The 23,840-nt window shown below is 64.5% G+C and carries 18 protein-coding genes; 8 read left to right on the top strand and 10 right to left on the bottom strand.

The genetic code is table 11. From position 1 onward, the window contains the following. Positions 1-184: 184 nt before the first annotated feature. From EV560_RS32020 to EV560_RS32005, 4 genes are all read left to right on the top strand, one after another. Positions 185-958, top strand: a complete 774-nt coding sequence (locus EV560_RS32020) for an ABC transporter permease (RefSeq protein ID WP_248312309.1) — start codon at positions 185-187, stop codon at positions 956-958. Then, entirely contained in the window at positions 934-1,737 is an 804-nt protein-coding gene (locus EV560_RS32015) for an ABC transporter ATP-binding protein (protein WP_465247060.1), read from the top strand. Before EV560_RS32020 ends, EV560_RS32015 begins: the two co-directional genes overlap by 25 nt. Positions 1,738-1,747: 10 nt before the next feature. Next, positions 1,748-2,797 carry an ABC transporter substrate-binding protein gene (locus tag EV560_RS32010; RefSeq protein WP_207908170.1) on the top strand — a complete coding sequence of 350 codons (1,050 nt, stop codon included), beginning with the start codon at positions 1,748-1,750 and terminating at the stop codon, positions 2,795-2,797. Between the two features lie 64 nt (positions 2,798-2,861). After that, positions 2,862-4,211 (top strand): LLM class flavin-dependent oxidoreductase, encoded by a 1,350-nt coding sequence (locus tag EV560_RS32005; protein ID WP_131859899.1) that lies wholly within the window; start codon positions 2,862-2,864, stop codon positions 4,209-4,211. A 23-nt stretch (positions 4,212-4,234) separates the two neighbouring features. Here EV560_RS32005 and EV560_RS32000 read toward each other — a convergent pair whose 3' ends face one another. Beyond that, the gene (locus EV560_RS32000; RefSeq protein WP_131859898.1) at positions 4,235-5,131 is read right to left on the bottom strand and encodes a polysaccharide deacetylase family protein; all 897 of its coding nucleotides are present in this window, start codon (positions 5,129-5,131) and stop codon (positions 4,235-4,237) included. A gap of 26 nt (positions 5,132-5,157) precedes the next feature. Continuing rightward, a complete protein-coding gene (locus EV560_RS31995) occupies positions 5,158-6,435 on the bottom strand; it encodes an MFS transporter (RefSeq protein WP_207908169.1) in 1,278 nt (425 codons plus the stop codon). A 158-nt stretch (positions 6,436-6,593) separates the two neighbouring features. Between EV560_RS31995 and EV560_RS31990 the strand changes: the two genes are divergently transcribed. Together EV560_RS31990 and EV560_RS31985 are read left to right on the top strand one after the other, a co-directional pair. Further along, a complete protein-coding gene (locus EV560_RS31990; protein ID WP_131859896.1) occupies positions 6,594-7,379 on the top strand; it encodes an IclR family transcriptional regulator in 786 nt (261 codons plus the stop codon). A gap of 271 nt (positions 7,380-7,650) precedes the next feature. Continuing rightward, on the top strand, positions 7,651-8,412 hold the full coding sequence (locus EV560_RS31985; protein ID WP_131859895.1) for an alpha/beta fold hydrolase: 762 nt from the start codon (positions 7,651-7,653) through the stop codon (positions 8,410-8,412). A gap of 36 nt (positions 8,413-8,448) precedes the next feature. On the opposite strand, the gene EV560_RS35940 is transcribed toward EV560_RS31985, so the two are convergent. From EV560_RS35940 to EV560_RS31970, 4 genes are all read right to left on the bottom strand, one after another. Next, positions 8,449-9,696 carry a flavin monoamine oxidase family protein gene (locus EV560_RS35940; RefSeq protein ID WP_165923739.1) on the bottom strand — a complete coding sequence of 416 codons (1,248 nt, stop codon included), beginning with the start codon at positions 9,694-9,696 and terminating at the stop codon, positions 8,449-8,451. Next, positions 9,696-11,237 (bottom strand): cation:proton antiporter, encoded by a 1,542-nt coding sequence (locus EV560_RS35935; protein WP_165923738.1) that lies wholly within the window; start codon positions 11,235-11,237, stop codon positions 9,696-9,698. The genes EV560_RS35940 and EV560_RS35935 overlap by 1 nt, the downstream gene beginning before the upstream one ends. Positions 11,238-11,475: 238 nt before the next feature. Further along, positions 11,476-12,579 carry an L-dopachrome tautomerase-related protein gene (locus EV560_RS31975; protein ID WP_131859894.1) on the bottom strand — a complete coding sequence of 368 codons (1,104 nt, stop codon included), beginning with the start codon at positions 12,577-12,579 and terminating at the stop codon, positions 11,476-11,478. 216 nt (positions 12,580-12,795) lie between these two features. Further along, positions 12,796-14,364, bottom strand: a complete 1,569-nt coding sequence (locus EV560_RS31970; protein ID WP_131859893.1) for an ABC transporter substrate-binding protein — start codon at positions 14,362-14,364, stop codon at positions 12,796-12,798. A gap of 369 nt (positions 14,365-14,733) precedes the next feature. Here EV560_RS31970 and EV560_RS31965 point away from each other — a divergent pair, with 369 nt between their 5' ends. Next, positions 14,734-17,613 carry an ATP-binding protein gene (locus EV560_RS31965; RefSeq protein WP_131859892.1) on the top strand — a complete coding sequence of 960 codons (2,880 nt, stop codon included), beginning with the start codon at positions 14,734-14,736 and terminating at the stop codon, positions 17,611-17,613. 187 nt (positions 17,614-17,800) lie between these two features. Here the strand turns inward: EV560_RS31965 and EV560_RS31960 are convergent, their stop codons facing one another. Then, positions 17,801-18,628: a VOC family protein gene (locus EV560_RS31960; RefSeq protein ID WP_131859891.1), complete on the bottom strand. Its 828-nt coding sequence runs from the start codon at positions 18,626-18,628 to the stop codon at positions 17,801-17,803. 416 nt (positions 18,629-19,044) lie between these two features. On the opposite strand from EV560_RS31960, the gene EV560_RS31955 reads away from it, so the two are divergent. After that, positions 19,045-19,737 carry a type 1 glutamine amidotransferase domain-containing protein gene (locus EV560_RS31955; protein ID WP_131859923.1) on the top strand — a complete coding sequence of 231 codons (693 nt, stop codon included), beginning with the start codon at positions 19,045-19,047 and terminating at the stop codon, positions 19,735-19,737. 254 nt (positions 19,738-19,991) lie between these two features. On the opposite strand, the gene EV560_RS31950 is transcribed toward EV560_RS31955, so the two are convergent. The 3 genes from EV560_RS31950 to asnB all read right to left on the bottom strand — a co-directional run bounded on the left by EV560_RS31950 (position 19,992) and on the right by asnB (position 23,689). Continuing rightward, positions 19,992-20,648, bottom strand: a complete 657-nt coding sequence (locus EV560_RS31950) for a LuxR C-terminal-related transcriptional regulator (protein ID WP_131859890.1) — start codon at positions 20,646-20,648, stop codon at positions 19,992-19,994. Positions 20,649-20,786: 138 nt separating this feature from the next. Continuing rightward, positions 20,787-21,449, bottom strand: coding sequence for a Crp/Fnr family transcriptional regulator (locus EV560_RS31945; RefSeq protein WP_165923737.1), 663 nt, complete (start codon positions 21,447-21,449; stop codon positions 20,787-20,789). Positions 21,450-21,754: 305 nt separating this feature from the next. Further along, complete coding sequence (gene asnB, locus EV560_RS31940) at positions 21,755-23,689, bottom strand: asparagine synthase (glutamine-hydrolyzing) (RefSeq protein ID WP_165923736.1); 1,935 nt, start codon at positions 23,687-23,689, stop codon at positions 21,755-21,757. Positions 23,690-23,840: the final 151 nt, after the last annotated feature.

Genomic DNA, 23,840 nt, shown 5'->3' with positions numbered 1-23,840 from the left:
CGCCGCTTGACCGATTAACATCGATCAAGTTCGCGAATGACACGCTCATGATGAATTCACGACTTACCACGTGGATTCTACAACGAATTGCGCAATGACAAATCTTTCAACAACCTATTCTGATCGGTCGATCGCGTCGTCCGATAAGCATTCGCAGCCAGCGCGATCGGTCGCCGCTTCTCCGGTGAGGCTTGCGCCGCGACCAGCCGTTCCCGGCCAGCGACTACTCGGACCTGCGCTCGTTCTGCTGCTCTGGTTCGTCGCGTCCGGTCTCGGTTGGATCAGTCCGCACAAGATCTCGCCTCCGGAGGTGGTCGCGGGCTCGTTCATGGAGCTCATCGGCAATGGCGAGCTTCAGGCCAATCTGCTCGCATCGCTGCAGCGGGCTGCGTCCGGGCTGTTCTGGGGTGTGACGGCGGGACTTGCGCTGGCGCTCGCCGCCGGCCTGACGCGGATCGGCGACGCGCTCCTGGACGGGCTCGTCCAGATCAAGCGCGCGATTCCCAATCTCGCGCTGATCCCGCTCGCCATCATCTGGTTCGGCATCGGAGAGGAGATGAAGATCATCATCATCACGCTCGGCGTGCTGGTGCCGATCTACATCAATACCCATGCCGCCCTGCGCGGCATCGACCGGCGCTATGTCGAGCTGGCGGAATCGCTCAGCTTCAGCCGGGGCCGCTTCCTGCGCCGCATCGTCCTGCCGGGCTCGCTGCCGGGCTTCTTCGTCGGCCTGCGCCTCGGCATCACCCATGCCTGGACAGCGCTGGTCGTGGTCGAGACCGTCAACGCCACCAGCGGCATCGGCTTCATGATGACCCAGGCGCGGATCTACGGGCAGACCGAGATCGTCCTCGTCGGCCTCGTCCTCTACGGCGTGCTCGGCCTCGCCTCGGATTCGGCGGTGCGTTTCCTCGAGCGCAGGGCGCTGTCCTGGCGCCAGGTGCTGCAGGCGTGAAGGTTGCGGATATGAGCACGACTGCCGCCGTCCGGGTCGAGAAGCTGACGCGCCGCTTCGGCGAGCGCATCGTTCTCGACGCCCTCGACCTTACCATCGCACCGGGCGAATTCGTCGCCATGCTCGGGCGCAGCGGTTCCGGCAAGAGCACGCTGCTGCGCGCCATCGCCGGCATCGATCACGATGCGGCCGCGGAGGAGCGCATCGTCGCGCCGGCACGGCGGGCGGTGCTGTTCCAGGACGCGCGGCTGCTGCCCTGGGCGCGGGTGATCGACAACGTGCTCCTCGGCACCGATTCCCCTGAAGGCGCCCGCAGGGCCAAGGGCGTGCTCGCCGAGGTCGGACTCGCCGGCCGAGAGGCGGAATGGCCGAAGAACCTGTCGGGCGGCGAGCAGCAGCGCGTCGCGCTGGCCCGCTCGCTCGTCCGGGAACCCGAGCTTCTGCTCGCCGACGAGCCCTTCAGCGCCCTGGACGCGCTGACCAAGATCCAGATGCAGGACCTGCTCGCCATCATCTGCCGCAAGCATGCGCCGTCGGTCCTGCTCGTCACCCATGATGTCGAGGAGGCGATCATGCTCGCCGACCGGGTCGTGCTGCTCGATGCCGGCCAGATCGCGCTCGACCGGCGCGTCGCGACACCGCGCCCGCGCCATCGTGGCGGGCCCGAATTCGAGGCGTTGCGCGACGAGCTCTTCGCCCGGCTCGGCGTCGAAGCCGGCCGCACCCTCCCCGTACAGCCGCAGCGGGAACCCGCTGCAGCCCTCGCAACACATCACTGACGGAGTCGCCATGACCGGAACCAGGCTGGATCGCCGCGCCCTGCTCGGAGGGCTTGCCGCCAGCGGCGCCCTGATCGGCCTCGCGCCCATGGCCGCAAGGCAGGCCCTAGCGCAGGCCTCTGCGCCGCTGCGCAGCGAGGTCAAGCCCGGCACGGCGATCATCCTCGCCGATGACGCCAATGGTGCGCGTTCACTGCTGGAACAGTCCGGCCAGCAGGAGAAGCTCGCCGCCAAGGTCGGCTATGCCAATTTCTCCAGTGGGCCGCTGCGGCTGGAGGCGATCCGCGCCGGAGCCGCCCAGCTCGGCGCGGTCGGGGACGTGCCGCCGATCCTGGCACATTTCTCCAACGCCAATGTGCTGATCGTCGGCGCCGTCCAGGGCCGCGGCAGCGGCTCGCTGATCACCACCGCCCCAGGCTCGGGCATCAAGGCGCTCGCAGACCTCAAGGGCAGGAAGGTCGGCATCAACCAGGGCACGGCCCAGCAGGCGATCCTGCTGCGCAACCTCAAGGCGGCCGGCCTGACGATCAAGGATATCCAGCCGATCAATCTCGGCCTCGCCGAATTCGCCGATGCCCTGCGCGGCCGCCAGATCGACGCCGCCGTCCTGAAGCAGCCCGACCGAAGCCGCTATCTCGCGAGCGTGCCGGGAACCGACGCACTCGAACTCGACAGCGCGCCCGGCGCCAATCCCAACCTCGCCTATCTCTACGCGACCCGCTCCGCGCTCGACGATCCCGACCAGGCAGCGGCGATCCGCGACCTCGTCATCCGCTGGTACCGGGCCCATGCCTGGAAGAACGCCAACAAGGATGCCTGGATCGAGGGCTACTACGTCCGGAACCAGAAGCTGAAGCCCGAGGACGCGGCGAGCGCCTATGACACCCAGGGCGAGACCTTCGTCCCCGGCTTCACCAGGGAGCTGATCGCCATCCAGCAGGAGACGATCGACGTGCTCCAGGCGGCGGGCTCCTTCGCCGGCAGGCAACTCAAGGCCGAGGACGAGTTCGACCTGCGCTTTGCCAATCTCACAGCGGCCGACAAGACCGCGAACGAATGAGCCTCGCGCCGCCCCCATCCGCGGGGCGACCGATCCATCACCCAACCGTTCAAGGGAGCGCACCATGACCGCCGCGCCGCGCCAACTTCACCTCAACGCCTTCCTGCGCAATATCGGCCAGCACGAGGCGGCCTGGCGCCTGCCCGAAACCGAGCTGTCCGGCATCACCGATATCGGCCACTATATCCGGCTCGCCCAGATCGCCGAGCGCGGCAAGCTCGACGCCATCTTCTTCGCCGACCATCCGGTGCTCAAGGACCGCACCGAGGACCGCCCCTTCGACGCGCTCGATCCGTTCACGCTGATCACGGCGCTCTCGACCGTGACCGAGCGGATCGGCCTCGTCGCCACGGCCTCGACCACCTATAACGATCCCTACGGCCTCGCCCGGCGCTTCGCGACGCTCGACCATGTCAGCCGCGGCCGCGCCGCCTGGAACGTCGTCACCACCGCCAATGCCGATGCGGCCGCCAATTTCGGACTCGACGCGCATCCCGACCCGAATGCCCGCTATGCCAGGGCCCAGGAGTTCCTGGAGGTCACGGCCAAGCTCTGGGACAGCTGGGAAGACGACGCGATCGTCGGCGACAAGGAAGGCGGGGTCTTCGTCGATCGCGATCGGATCCACACCACCGACCATATCGGCAGCCATTATCGCGTCGCCGGTCCGCTGGAGGTGCCGCGCTCGCCGCAGGGGCGTCCGGTCCTGTTCCAGGCCGGCTCGTCGGAGCCCGGCAAGGACCTCGCCGCCCGCCATGCCGACGCGATCTTCACCGCTCAGCCGGATTTCGACGATGCCCGCGCCTTCTACCGCGACGTCAAGCAGCGCGCCCGCGAGCTTGGCCGCAATCCCGATCATGTCGTCATCCTGCCCGGGCTTTCGACTTTCATCGGCGGCACCGAGGCCGAGGCGCACGCCCTGCAAGAGCGCTTCGAGAACCTGACCATCCCGACCTACGGGCTGGCGCAGCTCAGCCGCATCCTCGGCACCACCGTGGAGGCCGGCGATCTCGACCGCCCCTTCGTGCTGCCGCCGGGCCTCGTCAACTCGCCGCACCAGAAGAGCCGGGCCGAGCTGGTCGAGCGCATCCTCGCCGGCGAGACGCTCACGGTGCGGCAGCTGCTGCGCCGGCTGAGCGCCGGCCGCGGCCACCGCATCTTCGCCGGCACGCCGGAGCAGGTCGCCGATACGATCGAGCATTGGTTCAGGAATGATGCGGCCGATGGCTTCAACCTGATCCCGCCGGCACTGCCGAGCTCGCTCGAAGCCTTCGTCGACCATGTCGTGCCGGTGCTGCAGAAGCGCGGCCTGTTCCGCAGCGACTATGCCGGCACGACATTGCGCGACCATCTCGGCCTCGCGCGCCCGGAGAACCAGCACACGCTGCGGCGCCGGCAGGGCCGCGCGGCCTGAGGGCGGCGCGGCGCTGCGACAGGTCAGGCCTGCTTCACGAAGGCCGCGACCTCGGCATGGGTCGCGAACCAGACATCGCCCTTGGCCTTGGCGTGGCGGATGACCTCTTCGAGGATCCAGATGCGCGAGCGCGGCGTGATGATGTGCGGATGCATGGTGAGCTGGAACAGCCCGCCGGCCTCATAGGCCGCCTCGAACTCGCGCAGGAAAATGTCGAGCACGTCCTTCGGCGCCGTATAGGGCCGCAGCGACTGGAAGCGGTGCATCATGAAATAGACCGCGTCGTCGCGGATCCATTCGACCGGCACCTCGACGATCCCCGTCGGTGTGCCGTCCATGACCAGCTCGTAGCAATCCTCGTCCGCCATCAGCGAGGAATCGTAGAGCAGGCCGAGCTCGGTCTCGATCCTCAGCGTGTTCGGGCTGAAATCCCAGGACGGCGTGCGCAGCCCGACCGGCCGGACGCCGGTGATCGTCTCCAGCGTGTCGGTCGAGCGGAACATCAGGTCGCGCTCGGCCTCGTAGGGGAGTACCGAGTTCAGCTCGTGGATCCAGCCATGGATACCGATCTCGTGGCCTTCCGCGATCACCCGGCGCTGCTCGTCGGGATGCAGCAGCGCTGCCACGGCCGGCACGTAGAAGCTCGCCTTGACGTCATGGCGCTTCAGCAGCTCGAGCAGGCGGGGGACGCCGACCCGGTTGCCGTACTGCCCCCAGGACATCCGGCCGATCGACTTGCCGCCCTCGCGCAGCTCGTTGGTCTCGTGGTCGGAGTCGAAGGAGAGCGCCACGGCGCAGCGCGCTCCGTCTTTCCAGCGCGCGGGCGCCAGCCGCTTGCCGGCACGGACCTGATCGACCAGCCTGCGCCAATGCGGCTCCTCCCATTGCCAGGGTTCGGGCGCTGCACCTGGATTGCTCATGATGTCACTCCTTGCTCTCGAGCGCCTCAGCGCAGGTCGTCATGCGCCGTTTCGCGCAGGGTCGCGATCACGATGGCCGAGGCGATGGCGGCGACGATGAGATAATAGGTCGGCGAGATCGGCGAGCCGGTCCTGGCGATCAGCCAGGTCGCGATGAACGGCGCGAAGCCGCCGAAGATGCTGGTCGCCAGGCTGTAGCCCGTCGACATCCAGGTCGAGCGCGACTGCGTCGGGAAGATCTCGGCGATCGCGGCCGGGCCGGGACCGGAGAACATCGCGATCATCAGGCCGAAGACGAGCTGGACCGCGATGATGCCCGGCAGCGACACGCCCGACAGCATGTAGGCGAAGAGCGGATAGGTCAGCACCGCGAAGGCGACGCAGCAGCCGAGCAGCAGCGGCTTGCGGCCGATCCGGTCCGAGAGCAGGCCCATGACCGGGATCGCGACGACCAGCAGGACGAGGCCCAGCGTGTTCGACCACAGCGCCGCCGTGCGGCTGAGGCCGGCATGCTGCTGGGTGAAGGTCGGCATGTAGTAGAGGATCACGTAATAGGAGACCGTCCACAGGATGGTGAAGCCGAAGGCCTTCGCCGCCAGGATCCAGCCCGGGGTCTGGTCCTGGGGCGCGGCTTCCTGCGCCTCGCGATAGGCCGGGGTCTCCTCGATATTGCTGCGCATGTAGATGCCGACCGGCAGCAGCACGAAGCCGAGGATGAACGGCACGCGCCAGCCCCAGCCTTCCATCTGCTCGACCGTCAGCATGGTGCTGAGCAGAGCCGCGATGCCCGAGCCGAGCAGCAGGCCACCGGCGACGCTCGCCTGCTGGAAGCTGCCGAAGAAGCCGCGCCGGCCCTTCGGCGCCCATTCGACGATGAAGGCCGTCGCCCCGCCCCATTCGCCGCCGGCGGCAAAGCCCTGCATCAGCCGGCAGATCACCAGCAGCAGCGGCGCGAGGATGCCGATCGAATTGTAGTCGGGGATCAGGCCGATGCCGACGGTGCCGAAGGCCATCAGGAAGATGGTGAGCAGCAGCGCCGCCTTGCGGCCCTTCACGTCGCCCATGCGGCCGATGATGATGCCGCCGAGCGGCCGGGCGACGAAGCCGATGCCGAAGGTGGCGAAGGTGGCGAGCAGCGCGCCGACCTCGTCGCCGCCGGGGAAGAACTTCTTGGCGATGATCGTCGCGACATAGCCGTAGATCGCGAAATCATACCATTCCAGGATGTTCCCGAGCACCGCGGCCCCGACGGCCTTGCGGCTTTCCGCGTCGGTCGGTCCTGCGCCGGCGGCCGCGGACGACATGCTTGCTTCAACGTGACTGCTCGACATCGCGGCATCCCCTGCTCGGCAGATCGGCACCTGCCTGTTCTACTTGCATTCTAATTTTAAATATTGCATTGTAATTCGCAAAATCGTAATGCACCGCGCTTCCCTCTGTCAACAAACCGTTAAAGGTATTCGTGCGCAGCGATCCGCTTCATGTCGCCTCGGTCTCGAAGGCGTTTCTGGTGCTAGAGGCGTTCGGTCGGACGACGACCGATCTGAGCCTGGGCGAGATCGCCGCCCATACCGGCCTGGACAAGAGCGCGACGCAGCGCTTCGCGCATACGCTCTGGCAGCTCGGCTATCTCGAGAAGGACGAGCGGACGCGGCGTTTCCGGCTCGGCAAGCCGGTGCTCGACCTCGCCTTCTACTATTTACGCTCGAATCCGCTGGTCGAGCTCGCGACGCCGGCCCTGATCGACCTGCGCAATTCCTGCGGCGAGCGGGCGAACCTGTCGCTCTATGACGGGACCACCACGATCTATGCGATCCGTCAGCAGACCAAGCGCGAGTATTTCGACAGCTCGCTGATCGGCCGGCGCATCCCGATCTTCTGCACGGCCGGCGGCCGCTCCATCCTGGCCCAGCTTCCGCATGACGAGGCGGAGGCGGTGATCGCCAGGTGCGAACTCGTGCAGCGGACGCCGAAGACGATCGTCGATTCCGCCGTGATCATGGGCAAGATCGAGGAGGCTGCGAGAAGCGGCTACGGGCTGGCCGTCGAGGAAACCGTGATGGGCGAAATCACCGTCGGCGCCGCCGTCACCGATGCAGCCGGCAGGCCGGTCGCAGCCGTCCATATCGCCGCCTCGACCAATGACTGGAGCACCGAGGCCTTCGCGGAGCGCTTCGCGCCGCTGGTGATCGAGACGGCGCAGTCGCTGAGCCGCTCGCAACGCAGCGTCGTGCTGCGGGACCGATAGAGCGCTTCATTCCGACGCGCGAACCCACCGATCGAACAGCTCCGTTTCTGGAGGTAATTGAAGCCGCAGGCGAGTCATCGCGACGAGATGCGTGTTTCAATGCGGAAAGCTAGCCATGATCAGCTTTTCCGGCGGGTGGAGACTGGGGAACAATTTACCAGAATTAACGCCGGCATCGCCGAAGCCTAAGCTATCAGTATCCGCGATCCGATCATCCGATCGCGGCAAAGCTGATCGCGGCACTCGATCGTGCAAAGGCGGCCCGAAACCCATGAAACCGCTCAATCCCTTCATCAGCCTCGGCCTCGTCCTGGGCGCGTTCGCGACGATCGCTCCGCAAGTTTCCGCCGCCGAGCTGAAAGCCAAGACGGCGGTGCTTGTTCATGGCGCCTTCGCCGACGGCTCGTCCTGGCACAAGGTCATCCCGCAGCTCGAAAAGGCCGGCCTGAAAGTCGTTGCGGTCCAGAACCCGCTGGATTCGCTGGAGAACGACGTCGCGGCGGCCAAGCGGGCGATCCGGAATGCGGAGGGCCCCGTCGTCCTCGTCGGGCATTCCTGGGCCGGCGTCGTCATCACCGAAGCCGGGCAGGACGACAAGGTCAAATCGCTCGTCTATGTCGCGGCCTACGCGCCCGACAAGGGCGAGTCGCTACAGAGCACGGCGTCCAAATATCCGCCCCTGGAAGGCCGCAAGACCTTCGTCAAGGATGCGGACGACTATCTCAGGATCAGCGACGAGGGCATCAGGACCTATTTCGCGCCGGATCTCCCGCCGGACGAGCAGGCCGTCGTGGCTGCGACCCAGGGCCCGTTCCATGTCAGGAACGCCACGGCTCCCGTGAGCCGCGCCGCCTGGCGGGATAAGCCGACCTTCATGGTCGTCGCGGCGAAGGACGCGATCATCTCGCCAGACCTGCAAAGGGACCAGGTCAAGGCGGCCAAGGCCACGGCGATCGAAGTGCCGTCCAGCCATGTCGCGATGTTGTCCTTTCCCAAGGAGGTCGCCGAGCTGATCGTCAAGGCGGCGGAGTAGCGACGCCTGCGCACCGCGATCCGAACAGAAATCCGATCATAATCCGGGATCGGCGCCGGCCTCCTTGCCGGAGGACGCCAGGATCGTGCGCGCAGCCGCGATCCCCGTCGCATAGGCGCCGTGTGCGGTCGAAAAATCGCTTTCCGAGCAGGCCTCGCCGGCGAAATAGATCCGGTCCTGCCAGGGCGTGGCCAGCACCGATCGTGCACCGGCATGGCCCGGCAAGGCATGGCTATAGGACCCGCCCGACAATGGTTCGCTGCCCCATCGCGAATGGGCGATGAGACGAAGGCGGCGCTTGATATCGGCGCCGAAGAGGCCGGCGAGCTCGTCGACAGCAAAGGCCGCCATCTCGTCGCCGGCCTCGAGCTCACGGGCAACGGCTCCGCCCAGAAAGCCCTCGATCAGGGGCCGGCCGAGCGGCCGGATATGGTAGCTGCCGGTCCGCGCGACATGCGGATTGCCGAGCGCTTGCACATCCAGGTCGAGCCCACCGGGCAATTCGAGATGGAAGTAGATTTTGTCGGCGAGACCGAGCGGCAGCTGCGCCGCCGCCTCCAGCCTGTCGTCGAGCGCCGAGGGCAGCCGGAGCGCTCCGGATGACAATACGCTCGTCGAGAGCGTGACCACCACCCGCGATGCCGCGAGCGTGCCCGCCGTGGTCGTGACCGAGAGGAGCCGCCCATCCGCCTCGATCGCGGTCGCGGCAACGCCCAACGTGACGGGAAGCGCCGCCGCCGCGGCAGAGATGAGCGCGCCATACCCCCCGACGACGCGCCAGTTCACCCCCGTGTCGGCATCGGCATATGACAGGTAATCCCGGATCGACAGGCCCTCCAGCTCGACGCCATTGACGTAGGTGCTGGTCGCCTCGATGAAGGGAACCCATTGATCGTCCGGCCGCAGCAGATCCGAGGCGCGGTCGCTCGCCGCATGCGCATCGTGCAGCCGGGTTTCGAAGGCGGCGCGGGAAGCGCGCGCTGCCCGTTGGTCGCCAGCTGGAAAGCCGGACTCCACGAACGCCTTGCCCCAGGGCGGCGCCGAGCGGTCGACGGCGAAGCCGAGCGTTTCCGCCAGGCCAGTCCAGGGGTTCCGGTCGGCCGAGTGCAGCCAGCCGCAACCGAGATCGATCGGAAGGCCTTCGCGCTGGACGGTCCAGGCGCGCCCGCCGATCCGGTCATTGGCTTCGAGGACATGGATGGACAGGCCCGCCGCCATCAGCTCTCGCGCCGCGGCGATACCGGCCGCGCCGGCGCCGATGACGATCACGTCATAGTCAGCCATCATTCGGGCATCCGCGCGGCGGCGCCGAGTTCCAGCCAGTCGAGCTCCTCTTCCAGCCGATGAAACGCGTCGTCGCCGATCTGGCCGCTTCGGCGCATCTCCAGGGCCGAGCGGCGGGCCGCAGCGAGCGCGACGCGCCGGAGCCGGTTCTGCTCGGTATCGAAGGTCGGCTGATCCAGCGATTGCCGCAACATCTCGGAATACTCCGCCCTCACCATGTCGGCGGCCTCCGAGCGGGCTTCGGCGATCGAGCCGAGGCCGGTCTCGAGCGCGGAGCTGCGCGCCTGGCGAAACTCGCGTTCGATCGGATGGTCGTCCTTCAGCGCAAGATGCCGCAGAAGCAGCGGCAAGGTCAGCCCCTGGATGACCAGCGTTCCGACGACGACGGCGAAGGCACAGATCAGGATGAGATCGCGATAGGGGAAATCCGCCGGCAGCGCATAGGCCGCGGCGAGCGTGACGATGCCGCGCATGCCGCACCAGGCGATGATCAACCCATCTCCGTGCGACGATACGTCGGGCTGCAGGCCATTTTCTAGCCCGGCCGGCTTGCGCGCATAGCCGGCGACCCGGTGTTCGAGGAAGACCCAGACAAGGCGGACCGCAATCACCGTGACCAGGACCGCGAGCGCGACCACGCCATATCGCATGATGGTCGCGGCATCGAGATGGCCGAAGATCGGCTGCAGCTGCATGCCGACCAGAATGAAGGCGAAGATCTGCAGGACGAAGACCGTCGTCTCCCAGACGGCATAGGCGGGGATGCGCAGGCGCGAGCTGGTGCGGCCAGGCGTCGTCCAGGCGAGCACCATCGCATAGACGACGATGGTGATGATGCCGGAGAGATGGAACCGCTCGGCGAGGATCCAGACGCCGAAGGTCGTGATGAATTGCAGGATGATCAGGCTGGGCGGATCCTGGAACAGCGCCAGGAAGCGCGTGACCAGCCACCCCATCGCGACGCCCAGCACGAGGCTGCCGATCACCACGAGGCCGAATGTCGGCAGCGCGGCGGCCGGCGAGAAGCCGCCGGAGACCATCGCCGCCACCGCCAGCCGGTAGATCAGCAGGGCCGTCGCATCGTTGAGCAGGCTTTCGCCCTCGAGGATGACGATGAGGCGATGGGGCGGGCGCACGCGCCGCAGGATCGCTGTCGCGGCCACCGCATCGGGAGGCGCGACGATGGCGCCGAGCGCGATCGCCGCGGCCCATGGCAGATCCGGCACCAGCCAGCGCGCGACCCAGGCGACGGCGAGCGTGGTGACGCCCACGGCGATCACGACGAGGCCGCCGACGCAGCGCCAGTTCCTGCGGAGATCGCGGACGGATGTGTCGAAGGCGGCGTCGAGCAAGATCGGCGCGACGAACAGCACCAGGACCAGCTCGGGATCGAGCGGTATCTGCGGCATGTTCGGAACGAAGGCCAGGGCGACGCCGGCAACGGCGAGAACGACCGGATAGGCGATCCCGACGCGCCGGGCCAGCGCCGCAAGCAGCACCGCACCGAGAAGAAAGGCCAGGACGGTTTCAAACAGGATCATCGACCAGCCCGCTTTCGAGAGAGGCGCTGGGGGCATCGCAAGACCAAGTAGACGCTAGCCTAGAGCATTTCCGCGTTTCTTCGAATCGCGAAAATTCTCGATCTACTTGTTTTGACGCATTTTCTTCACGCGAACCGGTATCCACTTCGCTCGAAAATGCTCTAGCGCACCGGAAAGCGCCCGCATTTTCGTTCGGACGCGGGCGGATGGCCACCCAGTCCGAGCCGCCGCGGAAACGCTACCGGCCGGGCTGTCCGCGCGTACCGGTCCAGATCCGCGCGATAAGGTAAGGCGGCTTCCCGGCATCGGTCGTGCCCGAGAAGATCGGGTTGCGATGGAGCTGGTTGACCGCGACATAGAGCCAGGAATCCGGGCCGAAATGCGCGTTGTCGGGCCAGAGGAACCGGTCGTCGCGCACGAAGGGCTGCAGTTGCCCGTCGCTGGTCAGCTTGTCGATGCCGTTTTCCGGTAGGTTGGTGATGAAGTGATTGCCCTCGGCATCGGTCGCAGCGCCGTCCGACAAGGGCTTTGGCCCGACGCTCCGGATGGCGGCGCCAATCGCGGCATCATCGGCCCCTTCCCTCAGCAAGCGGGCCGGCGCCGCGAACCAGCTCTTGCCGTTCATCGAGCCGAAGAACAATGTCTCGCCATCGGCCGACAGCGTGACCGGGTTGATGCCGACGCGCGTCGGAGCCATGCGCCCGTCCGCGCCCGGAAAGAGCAGCGGCTTGCCTTCGACGACCAGCTCGACATCTTCGGCCGCCAACGAGGCATGCCCGCTGAAGCGGCGCGCCTTGCCGGTTCCGGTATTGACGACGACCAGCGCGGGGTCGGGGCCGCAATCGGCGACATAGACGAAGCCACGCTCGGCATCGACGGCAAGGTCCTGCAGGATCTGCCCCTTGGGGGCGGAGGTGGCATCGAAGTCGAAGCGATAGGTCTGTTTGCGGGTATTGATGTCGAACGCGACCAGTTTCGGCGGCTGGGGATTGTCCATCCAGTTGCCGTGATCGACGACCCAGAGCCAGTCCCGCGTGTCGATGAGGACGCCATGCGGCGTGTTCAGCACGTTCGGCCCCGAGCCCGGCTTGGCATTCCAGCCCGCATCGGGAAAGGCGACGTAGGAACTCCGCCCGGTGATCTCGATCATCTGGACCGGCCCGCGGCGCATGCCATGGACGCTCGCAAAGACGCGGCCGTCCTTCGAAGCGGTCACATTGCCGGGGGTGATGTCGAGCTCGGCGACGATCTCGATCTGGCCGACCTTGGGTTGCTCCGATGCGGTCACGGGGCTGACCAGCGTCGCGGCGGTCGCGAGAAGAAACGTGCGAATGGGCGTCATGGCGCTCTCCCTCGGAACGCCAGCTTGATAGTCGACGCATGTCGAACTGCGAGAATTAAAACTGGTAAAAACCCGTAAAACAGAACCGCAATCATCAAATACGGGCTGATCGCAGCGCTTATTCAAGAATTACTTCGGGATCGAGACAATCTATTCCTCGGGACTCTGCGTATCCCTATTTCCCAACTGCGCCTGCGCGGCTGAGGCCCACGATCCTCAGCGCTTCAGCGAGGCCCAGCGCAGGTCCTGGCCATGGCTGACGGGCGAGAAGCGGATTCCCTCCACCTTGCTCGAATAGGGTCCGTACCAGCGGGTATTATAGACGAAGATGCCGGCGGCATCATCGTAGACCATCTGGGTCATCTCCTCGTAGAGCCGCCGCCGCTCCTCGCTATTGCTTGAAACAAGGGCCTGATCGAGGCGCCTGTCGAATTCGGGATTGCTGTAATAGCTGAAGGTGCGCGGGCCATGGTACCGCGTCCCGAACAGCTCGCCGACCCAGTTGTTGGGATCGACATAGAACGTGCTTTTCCAGACCGGGATCACATCGGCCATCGTCTCAGGCTTGTTGAAGCGGGCTGCGATGACCGGCCAGGGCGAGACCTCGACCACGGCCTCGATCCCGACCTGTCGCAGCGAGTTCTGGAACAGGACCGCGGCCTGCTCGGATTCGCTGAAGCCCGCGAGGGGATTGAGCGTGATCGGGCGCAGCGGCGCCGTGACCTTCCGCAGCTCGGAACGGGCCTCGTCGAGATCGTAGCGATAGCCTTTCAGCCCGGCCGGCGTTCCCCAGATCGTGTTCGGGTTGGGCCCGGGATTGCGTGAAACCGAGCCCTTCATGATGTCGTTGATGAAGCCGTCATAGTCGAAGGCATGGGCCAGTGCCCGCCGGAAATGCACGTCGTCCATCGGCGGCTTGCTATTGTTGAGGGCAAGGCCGAAGACCCGCATGGATTCCTGCTCGATGACCTGCACGTTCGGCGACTGGCGCAAGCGCTGGATCTGGTCATAGGGCATATAGCCGTCCGCGCCCTGGAAATCGCCGCGGATCAGGCCGAGGACGCGGGTGTTGGTCTCGAGCACGGTGCGGAATTCGAGCTCGTCGAGCGGCTGGCCCGTCCAGCCGGCGAAATGCTCGGGAAAGCGCCGCGCCGTGAAGCCGATCGCAGGATCATGACGCCGCAGCGCATAGGAGCCGGAGCCGGCCTCGTTGCGGGCGAGCCAGGGCTCGGCCCAGTCGCCATCCTTCTCGTTGGCCTTCACCGCTGTGCTGTTCACGACGAGGATGTCGGGCACCGTGGCCAGGAAGATCGCGGACGGCCTGACGAGATTGAACACCACGGTGTGCGGATCCGGCGACTGCGTCGTGCCGGGCTTGACGACATCCGCATAGACGCTTGAAGGCCCCCGCTTCAGCGCGAGGATGCGCTCGACGGAATAAACGACATCGGCGGAGGTCAGCGGCTTCCCGTCATGGAATGCGACATCCCGTCGGAGCTTGAACGTATAGGTTTTCCCGTCATCGGAAACGGAATGGCTCTCGGCCAGCCAGGGGATCAGCTTCGGCGGATTGTCGACCCAGCGATAGAGCCCGTCATAGAGGTTGAAGCGGATCGCCGCGCGCGACACGTCGAAAATCGTGTGCGGGTCGAGATTGTCATAGGGGCTATTGTTCGCAAAGACGAACCTGCTTGCCGATTGCGCCGCAGCGCCATCCCAGCCGATGAAGGGCAGAGACACCGAGCTCAGACCTGCCTTCAGGAGGTCTCTGCGTGTCCTTGTCATGCCAACCTCACCGCTCAGGTCGATTTCGAAGCCAACCGGTCGAAGAGCCGCTGGACCATCAGCTCTCTTCGACACTCCCTGGGCACAGCGGAAGCTTAGGCTGCAGGCAACACGCGGCCGGGTAAAGGGTGGTAAATTTCGGTAAATCGAGCCGATTTCTCGCGGATTTGTGAGCGTCACGGCGTGCCGTCACGGCAGAAAGCAGCGATACTCTGAGATGTCGGCGTTGACCCGGCCGATGCGGCATCGACCGGATTTGCGCCGCGTGCGGCCTTGGGACATGGTACGACATAGGTAGTTCCCGCGGACCGAGAACGTCGCGCGGTTATTGGGAGAACGGACCGGCGTTTGCGCGAGGGCGATTCAGGAATGGCAGCACCGCGCCCATCCCCAGAATGTTGCACCTACTCCTTCGGTCCGTTCCGGCTTGTTCCCGAGCGGCAGCTCCTGCTGTGCAACGGAGTCCCCGTCCGGATTGGTGGCCGGGCGCTCGATATTCTCGCGCTGCTCGTACGCCGCTCCGGAGAAATCGTCAGCAAGAACGAGCTCTTCGATTTCTGCTGGCCCGACACGTTCGTCCATGAGGCCAACCTCAAGGTCAATGTCGCCTCGCTGCGCCGCGCGCTCGCCGAGGGGTCCGACGAAGCCTACATCGCAACAGTGGCCGGTCGAGGCTATCGCTTTGTCGCTCCCGTCAAGCAGGAGGCGCCCGAGCAGGCCCCGATCCCGCGATCGTCAGTCGCCTCCACGAGGACGCTACCCAAACCGCCTCTGGTGATCGGCCGCACCACGGAAATCTCCCGCATCGCATCGGTGCTCGCGGATACGCGCTGTGTCTCCATCGTCGGTCCGGGGGGCGTGGGAAAGACAACGATTGCCATCGCCGTCGCCCATCACGAATTGCCGAACTACGCCGACGGCGTGTGTTTCGTCGACCTCTCCACGGTCGGCGATCCGCAATATGCGATCGCGGCGATCGCGGCCGGCGTGGCGGCGCGGCAGAGTTCGGAGGACACGCTTTCCGAAGTCATCGATCTCCTGCACGGCAGGCAGATGCTGATCGTGCTCGATAATTGCGAGCATCTCGCGCCAATCGTCACGGTGATCGTGAACCGGCTTTTGGCCAAGCTTCCCACCATCAAGGTCCTGGCGACGAGTCGCGAACCGCTCCGGACGGTATCGGAACACATCTATCGGCTGCCGACCCTCGATGTTCCCACCGAAAGCCAAATCATCACCGCCAAGGAAGCGCTGGATTTTGCGGCCGTTCAGCTGTTCGTGGCACGCGCGCAGGAGCGCGGCAGCTACGAGCTCAGCGATGCGGATGCCCCCCTCGTTTCCGCGATCTGCCGCCGGCTCGACGGCATCGCTCTCGCCATCGAACTGGCGGCCAGCAAGACCATCACGTTTGGTGTGCCGACGCTGCTCACCATGCTCGAGCAGCGCTTTCTGTTGCTGAGCAACGGCACGCGCGCCGCGCCTTTGCGCCAGCAGACACTTCTGGCGACACTCGACTGGAGCTATCGGCTCCTGTCCGACGATGAAGCGTCGCTGCTGAGGCTCCTGTCGGTTTTTGCCGGCGTTTTCCAGCTCCAGGATGCGGTCGCCATGTCGAAGGCGGCCGACTTCGACGCCGCGCAGACCATCGACACGCTGGAGCGTCTGACCAACAAATCGATCGTCGGCACCGAGTATCACGGTGGCAAGCTCAGCTATCGGCTTCTCGAGAGCACCAGGGCCTATTCCTCGGAACGGCTGGCCGACACCGCCGAGCGCGGTCGCGCCCTGGAATGTCACGCGCGACATATCCTGGCGTCGTTCGAGCGGGCCGCGGAGGAAAGGGCGTGGCGCGAGAAGCAGGACTGGATGTCCGATTATGCCGGCCGTGTCGATGATCTGAGAAATGTTCTCGCCTGGGCCTTCGGCCATGGCGGGGATCAGTTGCTCGGAATCAAGCTCACGGCAGCGGCGATTCCGCTTTGGATCGAACTCTCGTCCGTCTGTGAGATGCAGTCGCGCATCGAACGCGCGCTCATCGCGGGTCATGATCTCGGCGATTGCCCGGCGGACCTGACCATGAAGCTCATCGCGGCCCGCGCATCGGGAATGAGCTTCGCCCAGCACCTTGCCCCAGCGACCGAGGCGGCCTGGCAAGAGTGCTATCGGCTGGGGGTGACGGAAAACAGCACGGAGTATCAGCTCCATGGCCTGTGGGGCCTGGCCGCCTATCTCATCTATGTCGGACGCCTGCTCGAAGGCATCAGCAAGCTGCACCAGTTCATGGCGATTGCCGAAGCCCAGGGCGATTGGCCGGCCGTGGCTGAAGGCAACCGGATGATGGCCATGGCCGAGATGTATATCGGCCAGGTCGGCAATGCCCGGCAGAGGCTTGAAAGGCTGGCAGCACGCCACGAGCGGCCAAAGGACCCCGTCCGCTTCGCTCGCTTCCAGGCCGAGCGCGGTGTCGGCATTCGCTGCTCGTTCGCGGTCGTGCTCTGGATTTCCGGAGATCCCGACCGGGCGATGCGGGTCGCTCAGGCCGCGGTCGACCGGGCCGCGGCGACGGGCCATGTCGTCTCCCATTCGAACGCGCTGGCCGTCTCCGCGATTCCGATCGCCATCTGGACGGGCAATCTCGACGATGCCGCGAAATTCCTTGCCATGCTCGAGGAAAACGGCCGCCAGGAAGATATCGGCATCTGGCGGGAGGTATGCCGCTTTTTCAAGAGCGCCCTGCGAGCCAAGAGGCGCGAAGCCGGCGGCGCGGCAGAGTTCAAGGCGCGTCTGCATGACCTGATCGCGGCGCGAAACCTGCTCCGCGCCCCCATGCATTACAGCATGGTCGCCGAGGCGCTGCTCGAAGCGGGTGCGGCCGATGACGCCCGGGAACTCGTCGAGCAGGCGCGATCCCTGGCGCATGCGCAGGTCGCGAATTGGTGCCTTCCCGAGATCTGTCGCATTGCAGCCCTCATCGCGCTTCACACCGGCAATCGCCAGGAGGCCGAGAGGCAGTTCGGGCTCGCCATCGCCAAAGCCAACGAGATGGGCGCGCTGACCCTCGAGCTTCGCGCGGCCCTGGCTTTGTCGAGAATGCTGGAGGCCGCTGGCCGACAGGCCGAGGCCTTGGATCTTCTCACTGCGTGCTGCGCGAAATTCAGTGGCGACGCGGCCTGGGAGGATCTCGCCGAAGCGCGCAATCGCCGCCAGCGTCTCTCCACTATTTCCGAGGCGAGCGCATCCTACGCCTGAGCCGCCAGATCGCCACGACGCGGACAGCTGCGCGTCGTGGCGGAAAACTCGATCAACAATGCCGGCGAACCAGATTGCTTGGCGCCTGGAGCATTTCCGCGTTTCTTCGAATCGCGAAAATTCTCTATCTACTTGTTTTGACGCATTTTCTTCACGCGAACCGGTATCCACTTCGCTCGAAAATGCTCTAGCGTTGCGCCTTGGTCCTGCGCTCCAGCGCCCCGTCGAAGACCTGCTTCGCCGGCCCGAGGACCTGGACGAATTCGAGCTGCTCGCCTTCCGGCCCTTTGCAATAAATCAGTGACCAACCGGCGGACGGGCCTTCGGTGATGGCATTGCTGTTCGAATCGAGCGGCACCTCACGGCGCTGCTGCTCCGTCGCGACGGTCACGATCCGGTTGGCCCGGACATTCGTCATGCCCCGCCGCGCCGACTCGGCTTCGAGGTCGCGCACGAACTGATTGAAGTCGACATCGTCGCGAAGGTAGAAGCAAACATGCATCGAGCGCGGATAGGCCGGGCTGGTCAGCTCATTCGCTGCGGCGAAGCTGTGTCCCGATCCCTGCGGCTGCGTCGCATCGCGATATTGCAGAAGCTCGATGACGACGTTGTCGAACTGGATGAAACGGACATCCAGCCTCTGTGCGCCGCCACGCATATCCGGAATTCCGACCGTCCGCGGATTGATCCCTCGCGCCCTCGCGTCGATCTCCTCGGTCAGGAGAAGCGTGTTCTGAATGCGATCTCCCTGGAAATCGCCGTCCCGCATGATCTCCTGCCCGCCGAGAACCTCGGTATAGAATTCAAAGGCCCGGTTCATGCTCTGGACGGTGATCCCGAAATGCTGCACGCCCCGCAGGCGTGCACCGAGCGGGCGGCTCTGGGCCATGGCGGGAGTGGAGACAGCCGAGGCCGATGCGGCGACAGCCACCAGTGCGGCGGCACCGGCCGCCCGCATGACATCGCGCCGCGCGGGATCATTGCGAGTCTGAAGGTGGTCCGTTTCGTCTGACATCTGTTGTCCCTGCCTCTTCGCCCTGCTTTTCAACTCGATTGCGAGATCGGGCCGAGCTTAAGCACGCCTGCGCCGCGGCCTGCGGTAAAGCATTGTCAATTCTGGTGAATTGGGATGCGCATTGTCGGAGCGGTCGCCGACGGCCGAGGTCACCGACGCTGGATCATTGGACCGGCAATCGCATCTGGTCCGATGATCCAGCGTCGTGTTTTCGCATCGGCTTTTCCGAAAACTGCAAGCCACTTTTCGGGCCGATGCGCTAACCCCTCTTTACCATGCTTAACGAGCGCGGCGCGGCGGGTGCCCATAGGCTCAGCCCCTCAAGCACGGCAGCACCGAAGTTGCCCGTCAGGCGTGGCGCAAAACGTCCGACATCGTCTCTCTGGCCTGGAAAGGCGGAGGGTCAGGAGCAGGTTATGAAGATCCTGATGGTTCTCACATCGCATGAGCGGCTGGGAAACACAGGCAGAAGGACCGGCTTCTGGCTCGAGGAACTCGCGGCGCCCTATTTCATCTTCCGCGACGCCGGCATCGACATCACGCTCGCCTCGCCAAATGGCGGCCGGCCGCCACTCGATCCGAGAAGCAATGAGCCGGCATTCCAAACGAGCGAAACACGCCGCTTCGAACAGGACGAAGGCGCCCTTCATGCGCTTGCAACCACGAAGAAACTGCTCGAGGTCGATCAGGCCGATTACGACGGCGTGTTCTTTCCGGGTGGGCGTGGCCCGCTTTGGGATCTGACGAACGATCGGGGCGCCCTGTCCATCATCGAAGCTATGCTCGCTGCCGACAAGCCGGTGGCTCTCCTGTCCCACGCCGCCGGAATGCTCTCGAATGCCAAGGCGCCGAATGGCGAGCCTGTCGCCAGGGACCGCTCGGTCACCGGCTTCACGAATTCCGAAGAAGCCATCGCGCAACTGGTCGAGATCGTTCCTTACCTGCTGGAGGATGAGCTCAGGATACAGGGGGCCAACTTCCTGGCAGCGGCGGATTTCGACGTGCATGTCGTCAAGGACGGCCTGCTGATCACCGGGCAGAATCCGTCCTCCTCGCGAGCGACAGCCCGGACGCTGCTCGACATCCTGGTGGCCGGAGACGAGACGTGATGCAGATCTGGCTTAGAGAACGCGTGATCCGATCGCGTCACCTAGAACATTTTCGAGCGAAGTGGGTACCGGTTCGCGTGAAGAAAATGCGATAAAACAAAAGCCTAGAATATTTCCGCGATCCGAAGCAGCGCGGAAATACTCTAGCCAGGTCTGACAGCCTACGGCCTGAGCCGAGGGCAATTCTTTGCTACCTAATGCCGCTGGGGTCAGGAAGGCAGCACGACCTCGCAGATGTTGAACGAAATAACCGGTCATCTGCTTCTATCGAGTAACTCTTGCGCCATCAGCGCCGCAACGGCACGATTTTTTGCTCCCAGCACGCGCATGACGGCGGCGGCATGTATTTTTACGGTCGCCTCAGAAATATTAAGTTCTTTCGCAATCTCTCTGTTGCTTCTACCGAGAGATAACAGCATCAATACATCATTTTGACGAGGAGTCAGATTCGAAATCTGAAATTTTATCAATTCAATATTTCTTCTCATCGACATAAATGACGAATCATCACTCGTAGATATTAGATGTGGAGTTACGTAAATTTGCCCACCCAGAATATAATTGATCGCGGACATGATCTCGTCTTCGGACTCCCTTTTCGAGATGTAACCGTGCACGCCACACGCGAGGCAATCCAGAATATCGCTCCGAGATTCGGATGCTGACAGAACGGCGACACGCATGTCTCCGTGAGGCTTACTGAGGCGAAGGAGATCTTCCCCGCCAAGTCGTTTGGGCAGGTGGAGATCAATGACGAGCAGATCAAAATTGGGCGCGCGTTCAATGCTAGCGAGAGCGGCCTCAAACGTCTCGACTGCCACCAGTTCCGCGTCAGGAAACGCGCGAAGCAGCGCTGCTTGCAAGCCCTTTCGATAGAGCCCGTGGTCGTCTGCTAGGAGGATGCGTCGCATGGCGCAGCTCGAGCAAGCATCAGAGGATAGCCGCCAACAAAACTTGGTCCACTATGCCGCCTCTCACGTCCATATGCACGGCCGGCACAAGTATGTGAAGGTTCGGACAATGATCGTGGGAGCTATCAGCTTACCAGATTACGCTATGGTGCCTTCCGCCTGCAACGAGGCGATCCGAAGCAAGCGAGGGATGTTGAGATAGCAAATCGTCTTGCGGGTAGGCAAATCAATTAAACCTTGCGCGCGAAATGCGGCGAGCGTCCGACACGCAGTCTCCAGCGTCATTCCAAGATAATCTGCAATGTCGTTGCGCGGAATAACGATACGAGACGCATTCGAAAGAACGGGATCACGCGGGAGATGCTCACGGATCTGGAGCAAGAACCAAGCCATCCGAATCGTCGCACTCTTTTTTCCTGTCGCAGCCAAAAGCCGGAGGGATGCCTGGAGAGCCTGATCGGTGCCACCCGGTTCACGCGCGACAATATCCTCACGCGGCCGCAAAGTGCATCGAGTCAAGGTTTCGGCGGTGTAACGCTGCAGGGCCGCAGGCGCGATGATACTTCCGGGCCAGAAAAATGTCACGATTTGGCGAGTCCCGTCGCTCCAAAGTCGAACTGCACGGATCGCGCCATCGATTACTTCGATGGCGTGGGGCAGATGCTCGTCTTGCCAGAAAAGAACGACGTTGCCGGGGACGAACCGAATTCGGGGATCTCGCACCCGTGTCCGGGCCAGACCTCTTGCACCCAAAGATTCAGAAAAATTTCTGTGTTGTGAGTCATCGGGCGTTAGCAACATGTCACTAACCTCACTGCCGCAACAAACCCCAAGACCGCTATAAGGTATATTCCTCGCTGTGGCGGTTCTCAATCGGGCTTCCGAGTTACACCACCGAGCTAGACCAAAGGTCGTAGCCCGTGACATGACATTGGAAGCAGGTGGATCGTCAGCGAAGCTTGCCTGCTGCCGCGGCCCCCTCCCCTGATGAAGTCGGCTTACGAACTTGTCGAGCGACGGATCGTGGAACGGGACGCCTGGAGCTCGCCCCGGCCTCTCGGATGGGCAATCTAAGAGCCGTACGCCGGCCCCAGAAGCGCATTCGGTCAGACCTGCATCGCTTGGTGTCCCTGCATCGCTTGGTGTCTATGCGGCCTGGCAGTCTCCTGGGGGGCGTTCGCGTAATGGCGGGACCAGGCGTCGAGCATAAGCAGCCGCCAGAGGATCAGGCCGAAGCCTCTGCCTCGGCAGGATCCGTGAAGCCGCAGTATCCGCTCTACGCCGGGCACGTTCCAGTACCGACTTGCCCGGCTTTGGGGGGCGAGAAGCCGGTCCTGGACCATGGACACGCCCATTGGGCCTCGGAACCACTCATCTAACGGCACGCCGAAGCCACGTTTTTGGGCCTGAAGGGTCGCCTCCGGAAGCAGTCGGGGGCCGAGCGCCCTGAGCGGCAATTTCCCCTCTGTGCGATTGAGAAGCGCCGAGCGCGGGAGCCGCGCCGCCCACTCGACAAGCCTGACGTCCAGAAACGGCGAACGGACCTCGATGGAATGCGCCATGGAGGCCCGGTCGACCTTCACAAGCACGTCGTCGGGCAGATAGAGCCCGTAATCCAGCCGCTGCTGACGGGTCGTTACGCCGGCACCGCTGCTTCTTTGCCATCTCTCCCACATCGGCCTGCTCGCAATTCGCATGCTGGGCCGGAGATCTGGATGAACGATACTGTCCAATATCGGATCGTCCGGCATTTCGTCGAACGCGGCAGCACAGCCGTGGTCAGACAGGGCGAGCTTCGAAAGTCGGTATCGGGCAAGCGAGCCTTCTGGCAGAAGCCGGCTTGCTGCCCGAAGCGTGCCATCCACCCGGGCGGCGGCCTTGATCACGCCGGCGCGGTTTACGGCCTCGATGTAGCGGCGATAGCCGGCAAATGTCTCGTCGCCGCCATCTCCGGACAGGAACACCGTGGCGTGTCCGGCGGCCGCCTCGCACAGCGTGAAGAAGGGCAGTGCGGAGGGATCGCCGAAAGGCTCGTCGAAAAACCAGGACAGACGGTCCAGGTCTGCGAGTCCGCCGGACCGCTGCGGGACGATGAGGTGTTGCAACCCGACATGGCGCGCAGTTGCAGAGGCTAACTTGCTCTCGTCCCAGCCTGCCTCCGCAAAGCCGATCGTGAGGGCGAGCGGCGCCACCTCGGACTTTGCCGCCATGGCCGCAACGAGCCCGCTGTCGAGGCCGCCCGAGAGAAAGAGACCCACCGGAACGTCGCTGCGCAGGCGAATGCGGACGGCGTCGAGGAGCAGAGTTTCGAGCTCCTCCAATTCCGCCGGCGTGATGAGCCGGCGACCGGGATCGTCGTTGAGCACCAGGTTCCAGTAGGGCGCCGGGTACGCGGTGTCCGGCCGGTCCAGACTACCCGAGAGAGCGTGACCTGGGGGTAGCTTGCTGTGACGCTCAAATATGCAGGTCTCGCTCGGCAGATAGCCGAGCGCCAGGTATTGCGCGACAGCGTTGCTGTCGACGCGCCGATCGACATTCGGCTCCGCGACAAGTGCCTTCAGCTCGGACGCGAAACGGACGCCGCCGTCAGCGGCCGTGTAATAGAGCGGCTTCACGCCCAGGCGGTCCCGAGCCAGCACGAAGCTGCGGGCCTCGGTATCCACGAACGCGAGGGCGAACATTCCATTCAGCAGCGGAAGCGCGTTGGCGCCCGACCGCATCAGCAGCCGAAGCAGAACCTCCGTGTCGGAACCACTTCGGAAGCGCTCTCCGACGCGCTCCAGATCCTGGCGAAGTTCGAGATAGTTGTAGATCTCACCGTTGAAGGCCAGCCAATAACGCCCATCCTCGCTTCGCATCGGCTGATGCCCCGACGGGCTCAGATCGAGGATGCTGAGACGCCGGAAGCCGAGCTCCCAGCCGTCACCGCTCTCGATCCCGGCATCGTCGGGGCCGCGATGACGCAGTTGTTCGGTCATCCGTTGCGTGGCCTCGCGCGCGCCCTGAGGACGTCGTCCGAACCATCCGCAAATGCCGCACATCGGTGATTGCCTCGATATGTCCTGAGGGTGCGCCACGCGTGCCGATCGTCGGCCCCCTCTCGGTCCGGCGATCAGGCAGCCTGGATCGTGCAAGCAGGCGACATGGACGGTGATTTGGATATGACGCGCGTCAACTCTGCGGCGCGGAATC

This window comes from Allobosea sp. BK604 (genome assembly GCF_004341515.1).
In the GTDB taxonomy this organism is placed as follows: domain Bacteria; phylum Pseudomonadota; class Alphaproteobacteria; order Rhizobiales; family Beijerinckiaceae; genus Allobosea.
This window is presented reverse-complemented; position numbering and strand designations above follow the sequence as displayed.

What these genes read in the sequence shown, in the direction of transcription:
- EV560_RS31960 (WP_131859891.1), bottom strand. Translation starts at nt 18,628, where the DNA reads ATGTCAGACGAAACGGACCACCTTCAGACTCGCAATGATCCCGCGCGG.
- EV560_RS32010 (WP_207908170.1), top strand. Translation starts at nt 1,748, where the DNA reads ATGACCGGAACCAGGCTGGATCGCCGCGCCCTGCTCGGAGGGCTTGCC.
- EV560_RS31975 (WP_131859894.1), bottom strand. Translation starts at nt 12,579, where the DNA reads ATGACGCCCATTCGCACGTTTCTTCTCGCGACCGCCGCGACGCTGGTC.
- EV560_RS31965 (WP_131859892.1), top strand. Translation starts at nt 14,734, where the DNA reads ATGGCAGCACCGCGCCCATCCCCAGAATGTTGCACCTACTCCTTCGGT.
- EV560_RS32005 (WP_131859899.1), top strand. Translation starts at nt 2,862, where the DNA reads ATGACCGCCGCGCCGCGCCAACTTCACCTCAACGCCTTCCTGCGCAAT.
- EV560_RS31945 (WP_165923737.1), bottom strand. Translation starts at nt 21,449, where the DNA reads ATGTTGCTAACGCCCGATGACTCACAACACAGAAATTTTTCTGAATCT.
- EV560_RS31995 (WP_207908169.1), bottom strand. Translation starts at nt 6,435, where the DNA reads ATGTCGTCCGCGGCCGCCGGCGCAGGACCGACCGACGCGGAAAGCCGC.
- EV560_RS32000 (WP_131859898.1), bottom strand. Translation starts at nt 5,131, where the DNA reads ATGAGCAATCCAGGTGCAGCGCCCGAACCCTGGCAATGGGAGGAGCCG.
- EV560_RS31955 (WP_131859923.1), top strand. Translation starts at nt 19,045, where the DNA reads ATGAAGATCCTGATGGTTCTCACATCGCATGAGCGGCTGGGAAACACA.
- asnB (WP_165923736.1), bottom strand. Translation starts at nt 23,689, where the DNA reads ATGTGCGGCATTTGCGGATGGTTCGGACGACGTCCTCAGGGCGCGCGC.
- EV560_RS31985 (WP_131859895.1), top strand. Translation starts at nt 7,651, where the DNA reads ATGAAACCGCTCAATCCCTTCATCAGCCTCGGCCTCGTCCTGGGCGCG.
- EV560_RS31970 (WP_131859893.1), bottom strand. Translation starts at nt 14,364, where the DNA reads ATGACAAGGACACGCAGAGACCTCCTGAAGGCAGGTCTGAGCTCGGTG.
- EV560_RS35935 (WP_165923738.1), bottom strand. Translation starts at nt 11,237, where the DNA reads ATGATCCTGTTTGAAACCGTCCTGGCCTTTCTTCTCGGTGCGGTGCTG.
- EV560_RS35940 (WP_165923739.1), bottom strand. Translation starts at nt 9,696, where the DNA reads ATGGCTGACTATGACGTGATCGTCATCGGCGCCGGCGCGGCCGGTATC.
- EV560_RS31950 (WP_131859890.1), bottom strand. Translation starts at nt 20,648, where the DNA reads ATGCGACGCATCCTCCTAGCAGACGACCACGGGCTCTATCGAAAGGGC.